This window comes from Peribacillus saganii (genome assembly GCF_003429095.1).
Lineage (GTDB): Bacteria > Bacillota > Bacilli > Bacillales > DSM-1321 > Peribacillus > Peribacillus saganii.
In genome coordinates this window covers 40,100-48,398 of the sequence record NZ_QVTE01000039.1, presented here as the reverse complement: position 1 = coordinate 48,398, position 8,299 = coordinate 40,100, and the positions used below count along the sequence as shown (strand labels likewise).

General features: G+C 41.7%; 8 protein-coding genes. All 8 read right to left on the bottom strand.

Going from position 1 to position 8,299, the window contains the following annotated elements; translation table 11 throughout:
- Positions 1-129: 129 nt before the first annotated feature.
- Positions 130-1,914 carry an ATP-binding protein gene (locus D0469_RS13835; protein ID WP_117327331.1) on the bottom strand — a complete coding sequence of 595 codons (1,785 nt, stop codon included), beginning with the start codon at positions 1,912-1,914 and terminating at the stop codon, positions 130-132.
- Positions 1,911-2,624: a response regulator transcription factor gene (locus D0469_RS13830; protein ID WP_117327330.1), complete on the bottom strand. Its 714-nt coding sequence runs from the start codon at positions 2,622-2,624 to the stop codon at positions 1,911-1,913. Before D0469_RS13830 ends, D0469_RS13835 begins: the two co-directional genes overlap by 4 nt.
- 98 nt (positions 2,625-2,722) lie before the next feature.
- Positions 2,723-3,898, bottom strand: coding sequence for a c-type cytochrome biogenesis protein CcsB (gene ccsB, locus D0469_RS13825; RefSeq protein ID WP_117327329.1), 1,176 nt, complete (start codon positions 3,896-3,898; stop codon positions 2,723-2,725).
- Between the two features lie 14 nt (positions 3,899-3,912).
- The gene (resB, locus tag D0469_RS13820) at positions 3,913-5,544 is read right to left on the bottom strand and encodes a cytochrome c biogenesis protein ResB (RefSeq protein ID WP_117327328.1); all 1,632 of its coding nucleotides are present in this window, start codon (positions 5,542-5,544) and stop codon (positions 3,913-3,915) included.
- 19 nt (positions 5,545-5,563) lie between these two features.
- Entirely contained in the window at positions 5,564-6,091 is a 528-nt protein-coding gene (gene resA / locus D0469_RS13815; protein WP_117327327.1) for a thiol-disulfide oxidoreductase ResA, read from the bottom strand.
- Between the two features lie 92 nt (positions 6,092-6,183).
- Complete coding sequence (locus D0469_RS13810; RefSeq protein ID WP_117327326.1) at positions 6,184-6,915, bottom strand: pseudouridine synthase; 732 nt, start codon at positions 6,913-6,915, stop codon at positions 6,184-6,186.
- A gap of 253 nt (positions 6,916-7,168) precedes the next feature.
- Positions 7,169-7,672, bottom strand: a complete 504-nt coding sequence (locus D0469_RS13805) for a spore maturation protein (protein WP_407675745.1) — start codon at positions 7,670-7,672, stop codon at positions 7,169-7,171.
- Positions 7,673-7,704: 32 nt separating this feature from the next.
- Complete coding sequence (locus D0469_RS13800; RefSeq protein ID WP_117327324.1) at positions 7,705-8,298, bottom strand: nucleoside recognition domain-containing protein; 594 nt, start codon at positions 8,296-8,298, stop codon at positions 7,705-7,707.
- Between the last annotated feature and the right edge of the window lies 1 nt (position 8,299).

The window sequence follows — 8,299 nt, the reverse complement described above, 5'->3', positions numbered from 1 at the left end:
CCACAGGATGTGGGTCAGAACGGCGTTGCCACAGGACGTGGCGAATATAGCCGTTCTTCCTCTAAAACAGGGCGCTTCCGCTTTTCGTGTTTCCCATGTAACAAGATTTTCCGTCATTCTTTTATGGGATTATTCATTTTCCTGCAATTTTCGTGGAATATTGAAGGTGAATGTTGTCCCTTTTTCAAGCATGCTGTTGACTGAAATATAGCCATCATGCGCCATTATGATATTTTTTGCGATTGCAAGGCCGAGGCCGGTTCCTGATCCTCGGGTTCTGGCTTTATCCGCCTTATAAAATCGTTCAAATACAAAAGCAAGGTCTTCTTCGGGAATTCCTGAGCCAGAATCACGGACAGACAGTACAAGCCCTTTTACAGGGTCCGTCCACTGTATCACTTCAACCTCTCCCCCTGCCGGAGTATGCCTGATTGCGTTATCAATCAGATTTGTCAAAACCTGCTCAATCCTGTCGGGATCCAACTCCCACGTAAGTTCAGATTCTTCTGTGCGAGTTTTAATTGTAATGTCCTTTTCCTTAGAAAGACCATGAAATTTATTCGTGATTCGATTTAAATACGGATCCATATCTATTTTTTCATAGCTTAGAGTAATATGTCCAGCTTCCATTCTTGCGAGATTAAGTAAATCGTTGACCAGGCGTCCCATCCGGAGTGATTCATCATAAATGATCTTGGCCATTTCTTTGTTTTCTTCTTCTGAACCCGCAATATCATCAATTATAGCTTCACTATAGCCTTGAAGCATGGATATTGGAGTCCGCAATTCATGGGAAACATTAGCGATAAAATCTTTTCGCAGTTTATCCAGTTTGCGTTCCTCAGTCATATCACGAAGAATTGCAACTGCACCGCGTATAGATTCATTATTATACAGCGGACTGACAATGAGCACCCAGTCATGCCCTTGCAGGGTGATTTCCCCGACCTGTTCATTTTGCATTTCCCCTGATCGGTTAAACAGGTTCATAAGCACCGAGGGAACAGAGTGTTGCTTTTCATGGATAAATCCTTTTTCATAGTACCAATTTTGGAGAAACCGATCTGCAGGCGGATTTGTTACTAAAATCGTACCATCATTATTAAAGGTGATAACACCATCTGCCATACTGCTAAGAATACTAGAAAGATTTTCCTTTTCCTGGTTTAATGCATTAATATTATATTTTAACTGCCTGCCCATTTGGTTAAAAGCTGTAGCCAGTTCGCCGATTTCATCATGTGTCAAGATTGGGACCTTCGTATCAAATCTCCCTCTTGCAACCTCAAATGCGGCTTCCCTCATTTTTCTAAGCGGAGCCGTTATTCTTGTAGACAGGAAAAAAGCAAAAATGGTAGTAAGGATAATAGCGACGCCTGCTGCAAGAAAAATGAATTTTGTGGTGGAATGGATTGTTTCCTCTCTTGATTCCAATGATTGATAAAAATAAATAACATCTTTCTTTCCGTCAAGTTCCAGCGGCAAGCCGACAACAATCGCAGAAATATCCTGGTTATCTTTATTCTTAATCGGTAGCCGCATTTCTGCCTTCACTGTTTTTCGTTTTGTAAATACTTGTTTCAGAAGCGGATCTTCCTTGAAAAATGAAGGTGAAAGACCTGTTTCAATAGACAGCTCCGAGGAATACAGTTTCCGTTCATCTTCTATCAGTACAATTTTTGTCTGGTCCCCCAGCAGCTCAGAAGCAATTGTCAATGCTGTGCTCGTGTCTTCGTGTTCAGATATTATATTTACCACCCTCGAGGCAGTCTTGGTGAGCTCATTTTCTATTTCCTCTTGATAGAAATTCTCAAAAAACTCCATTAGCAGAACGGATAAAATAAATAACACAAAAGATACAAGCAGCAAAATGGTAAACCAAAGTTTACCAACAACACTGCGCCAAAACATCATTGATTCACGACTTCGAACTTGTATCCAACGCCCCAAACTGTAACAATCATTTGGGCTGCATTTTCAGAAACACGGTTTAGCTTTTCCCTAAGCCGTTTTACGTGTGTATCTACAGTTCTCAGGTCTCCAAAAAATTCGTAATGCCAAACTTCCTTTAAAAGCTGCTCGCGGTCAAATACCTTGTCAGGCGATTTTGCAAGGAAATACAAAAGTTCATATTCCTTTGGAGTAAGTGCAACTTCTTTCCCATCTGCCAGTACACGGTGGGCATCGTTATCAATTGTTAAATGCGGAAATACGATAACATCCTTAGTGGAGGTTTCTGTCTGGACAAAGCTGGTGGATGATGAGCGGCGCAAAATCGCTTTTACCCGAAGCACAACTTCCCTTGGGCTGAAAGGTTTAACGATATAATCATCCGTTCCAACTTCAAAGCCTTGGACTCTATTGACTTCCTCTCCCTTGGCAGTCAGCATGATAACGGGTGTCGCTTTCTTTTCCCGCAATTCGCGGCATACTTCTATACCGTCCTTTCCAGGCATCATAATATCGAGAAGAATTAAATCATAGTCGTTGGCAAAAGCCTTTTCCAAAGCCTGGTTACCATCTTCGGCTTCATCAATGGAATATTCTTCCCGCTCCAGATACATCTTCAAAAGACGGCGAATTCTCTCCTCGTCATCAACAACCAAAATTTTTACATTATCCATCAAGATACCCTCCCGTTCAAGTTGTCACATGAAACTACTTACTATTTTTTTTGCCAAAGCAAATAGCCTTGAACAAATTTTCAAATAGAATGTTTTGATTAAGCGTAAGAATGCAAACCTGCTAGAACAAGGTTGACTGCAACAAGATTAAACATCATAATGGCAAAACCAATAACGGCAAGCCACGCAGATTTTTCTCCATGCCAGCCTTTTGATAGTCTTAGATGAAGGAATGCTGCATAGAAAAGGAATGTAATAAGAGCCCAAACCTCTTTCGGATCCCATCCCCAGAATCGGGTCCACGCAATTTGTGCCCAAATCATAGCAAATATTAACGCTCCCAATGTAAAGACAGGGAAACCTATTAATACGGATCGATAGCTTATCTCATCTACTAAATCCAGATTAATATTTTTAACAAGCGGCCTTAATAAGGCTGCGACTCTCTTTCGGAAAATTAGCCTTAACAAGCCATAAAGCACCAAGCCGCCGCCAATGGACCAAATAACTGTATTTAATTTTTTGGCATTAATGATGGCCGGCATCTCCGCAATTGGTTCGAAATTCCCTTCTAACAGTTCGCCTTTATGCGGACCTGCAAGGGCTGGTAAGGAATATTCCATTACAGCTTCTTTACCCTTTTTATCAACCCAGTTGAAGCTTTCCTTGTAATCCAGACCTGAAAAAACGGACGAAACAATGACGAATGCCAATGTACAAATTAATCCAAACATAACGGTTTCAAGCCAAAATGTCTGCTTGCTGCTTTTCGTTTGATCCACTGCCTTCACTAAAAAGATCAGTCCTGCAGCAAAGCTGACAGAAAGAATAGCTTGGCCTGCTGCAGCAGTGGTAACATGGATATGCAGCCAGTCACTCTGCAGGGCCGGAATCAAAGGCGATATGTCCCTTGGGAACATGCTTCCATATGCAATAACAAGGATAGCGACTGGAAGAGTGAACACACCCAATGCCGCAGTTCTGTAAATAGAATAAATAATAATAAATGCACCTACCAGCATCATGCCAAAGAAGGTGGTAAATTCGAAAAGATTACTAACGGGAGCATGTCCGCTGGCAATCCAGCGTGTCACAAAATAACCGAGTTGGGCTGCAAAACCCAGAATAGTTAATCCAAACCCCATTACAGCCCATTTGCTTTGTTTCTTTTCTTTTTCTGTCTTTTTGTCCTTGATCGCACCGCCAAACACTAATGTTGCGACAAGATAAATAATAAAAGCAGAGTATAATAGATTGCTGCTAATCTCAGCCAACTGTAATCCCCCTCTTATGATATCTTTTTCTCCTGTTCCTGAGTCTGGTCAATTGGCTCATGAATCCCCGTATCTTTTATAACCATATTGATTTCTCTTTTTAACCCATGCCAGTTTTTATTCGTATGCCCCGCGATCCAGACTTCTCCGGACTTCGGCTGTATCCAGATCCGGCGGTGGTTCCAGTAGGCCCCCTGGATTACGCCAATCATAAAGATCGCTCCCCCAAGTCCAATAACCCACAACGTTAAATCCTTTCGCACAGTTAAAGCAGAAACGTTCTTTGTTTCAATCCCGGCAAAAGCCATCTTGTATTCATTATCGCCAAAAGGTTCAACCGTTTGCTGGATAGCGACAAAGCTGACCTCTCCTTCAGGATTGTCAGGTGTGAACATTTTAAAAATGAATGCTGGGTTGTTCGGAACAGGTGATTTGGTAACCGGATCACCGTTCTCATCAAATTCAAAATCAGGAAAATAATTCATTAATTGAACTGAATACCCTTTATTCAGTTCATATTTAAGCTTCGGATTATATAGATCAATTTCAATTTCTCCAAAGCTTTCTTCTGATTTTTTATTAATAAGATTAAAGTGCATTTTATCAAGCTCATCAAGCTTGTAATCTACTTGGTATAAAGCATAGTTGTCATACTTTAAAGGCTCGTTAACCTTAATGCTGTAATCCTTTACTTTTTTCAGATTAGGTTCTTCACCGGGAATGGCATCACCTTCACGTTCCAAAAGCGTGACATTGCTTTGATAGTTTTTAGCAACTGCGCCCATCTTTCCAAGCGCATCACTAAATACTTCTTTATCCTTTTCCTTATCATATACTTCAAGGATAAATTTATCGCTCGATAAGTAATACTGCCCATTGGTTCCTGGAATCGCTTTCGTCTCCCCTTCCCGGATCCAAAGCACTTTATCGACATACATTCCAGGTACAAAGCGGAGCATCGCGCCCAATAAGAATATAATCAGTCCAATATGGTTGACATAGGGACCCCATCTTGAGAATCGTCCTTTTTCCGCAAGTAGATTGCCATCTTCTTCTCGGATGGAATATCGCTTATCCCGTAGATTTATTTTGATTTGTTCCAAATCTATATTAGAATTTGCACCCGTTGAAATGCCAAAAAGCCTCTGCCGTTTTAAAAAGCCCTCATGCCGGGAAACCTTCTGTGCCTTCAATGCCCTGTAAAGCGGAATCACCCTGTCCAGGCTGCATATAACTAGTGAGATTCCTATAGATGCAACTAGAATTAAGTACCACCAAGACCCATAGAGATTATGGAATCCAAATTCAACATACAGCTTGCCGAACGTTCCGTATTCATCCAGGTAATACTGCTCCGGTGGTATGTTGGGCGGTATATACATCTCCTGCGGCAAAATCGTCCCTAACGCAGAAGCAATCAGAGTAATGACTATCAGCCAAATTCCCACCTTAACAGATGAAAAAAAATTCCATATCTTGTCAACAATTGTTTTGTCATACGTTTGTGAACGGCGAGCGCTTCCTTCATATCTCATATCGACAAGTTTTCTGTCCTTCTCTTTCTCATCCAGAACCCTGCCGCATGCTTCACAAAGCACCGTACCATGAGGGTTTACATGGCCGCATTCGCATTTCACTTCATTCATGTTAAAAACTCCCCATTGTTTATGGTTTAATTCTCTCCATTAGTTTTTGAACTCCTTCTTCAGTCAGACTCCCAGTAATAGATTCGACTACTTTGCCTTCCTTATCAATCAGGAACGTAACAGGCAGAGGGTTAACCTGATAGGCACTCTGCACCTCATCCTTTGCATCAATAAGCACAGGGAAATTCAGGTTATGCTTATCAATAAAACTTTGGACCGCAAATTCGGACTCTCCTACATTTACAGCAAGAATCTGCACGCCCTGGTCCTTATAAACCTTGTATTGGTCAGCCATATAAGGCATCTCTTTTTCACACGGTTTACACCATGTTCCCCAGAAATTCAGGAAAACCCCTTGGCCCCTATAATCGGAAAGTTTATGTTTTTGGCCGTTCATATCAGTAAGTACAAAGTCAGGTGCTTCTGCGTTTAATTTTAGCACTTCACTTTTCTCTTTTGTAAGATTAGCGTATAACGAATAGGCTAAAGCTGCGCCCAAAATGATAAGAATAGCCGTTCTAATCACGAGGCGTTGCTTTTTCTTCATAAATATCCCCCTAATTCCCTATAAATCTTCCCCTCATTATAACATTTAACCTCATTTCGACATTGTTTTCATTTTTGAAGGTTATGTGACAATTACCTTTTTTGTCCGGTTACAGCCAAAGCTCTGAGCTGTTTTACTTCATGCGGCGTCAGCTCCCGTGAGTCGCCGACTGAGAGCCCTTGAAGCGTGAGAAAGCCGTATCGCTCCCTTTTCAGCTTCATAACCGGATGGCCGATTGCTTCAAACATCCTTCTGACCTGCCGATTCCTGCCTTCATGGATCGTAATCTCTACAATCGATGTCTGTTTTTTCTTATCAACGGATATCACTCTTGTCCTTGCGGGTGCTGTCATTCCATCTTCGAGTTTAATTCCTCTGTCCAATTTTTTCAGACTCTCCCTAAGCGGAATGCCCTTGACCTTCGCAACATACACTTTGTCTACTTCATGTTTAGGATGCATTAGCACATTGGCAAATTCACCGTCGTTCGTCAATATCAAAAGACCTGAAGTATCATAATCAAGCCTTCCTACTGGATAAATCCGTTCTGCTATTTCCGGAAAAAAGTCAGTGACAACCTTCCTGTTCTTATCATCAGATACAGCAGAAATAACGCCGCGCGGTTTATACAACAGATAATAAACGGGAGCTTCTTTTTCTAGTGGTACTTCATTAACCTCGACCTTATCATTCGGACCTACTTTCGTTCCGAGCTCCCTTACAATTTTGCCGTTCACCTTAACTTTGCCTTCAGCAATCAATTCCTCCGCTTTCCTGCGGGAAACTAAACCTGAATGGGCAATTACCTTCTGTAATCTTTCCATTTATAATCACCTCTTACATATTACTTCTTCCATATGTATTGTACAAGCACCACACAATTATACAATTATTACATATCCAAAGAAAAAAACAAATGGAGAAGAGTGGCACAGCTTTTGTTTTTTCTGCCGTTGGAGTAAACAGCCTGCTTGGAATTACGGGAGCATTCCACAAAAAATAAGAGCTTACCTAAAAAAGGCAGCCCTTGCATGATTTAGTATATGAAATTTATGCTTTCAAAACTTTGAATTATTTTCATCTGCCAAAAATCATAATCACGACTACTATTGCTGCAATGATCCCCACAAGGTCAGCCAGCAGGCCAACCTTGACGGCATCCCCCATTTTCTTGATCCCAACTGCGCCAAAGTAGACGGTAAGCACGTAAAAAGTTGTGTCCGTACTGCCCTGAATGGTGGCCGCCAGCCTGCCGATAAAGGAATCCGGGCCATGAACAGAGATTAAATCACTCGTTAAAGCAAGGGCAGCTGAACCGGAAATTGGTCTGATTATGGCGAGTGGCAATATTTCAGCAGGCACACCAATCATTTCAAGCAGCGGTCTGAGCAAGCCGACAAAGAAATCCAAAGCCCCAGACGCTCTGAATACAGAAATGGCCACGAGCATTCCTACTAAAAATGGAATGATCGAAAAAGAAATGGTTATACCTTCTTTGCCGCCTTCTACAAAACTCTCATAAGTAGGCACTTTTTTAAAAGTACCATATATTAATATAAAACAAATCATTATCGGAATCATCCATATCGATATCGCGGTAATCCACTGCAACCCTATTTCCCCCCATTCCGGGTTCTTTTATAATAAAAATACCTATCTATGAATATGGCTCCCACCGCCGATATGGCTGTAGCTATTAAAGTGGGAAACACAATGTCCGTGGGAGAAACAGAGTTGTAATTCATCCGGATTGCAATTACGGTGCTTGGAATGAGCGTAATGCTGGAGGTATTAATTGCGAGAAATGTGATCATTGAACGGCTGACTGTATTTTTATTTCCATTTAGTTCCTTTAGCTGTTCCATAGCTTTAATCCCCAACGGTGTAGCAGCATTGCCAAGACCGAACAGATTGGCCATCATATTGGAGAGGATATATCCCATCGCCGGATGGTTGGATGGCACTTCGGGAAATAGTTTTTTGACCGCAGGTCTGAAAAGAATGGCCAACTTCTCGAGCAGCCCGGCTTCTTCTGCAATTTTCATCAGTCCGAGCCAGAAGACGAGGATGCTCATTAACCCGAGGCAAATCGTTACCGCTTCCTGTGCGCTTGTAAACAGTACTTTATTCACCTTATCCATGGTCCCATTTATTAACGCATACGCAACTCCAATAACGGTCATACCGACCCATATGTAATTCACCATG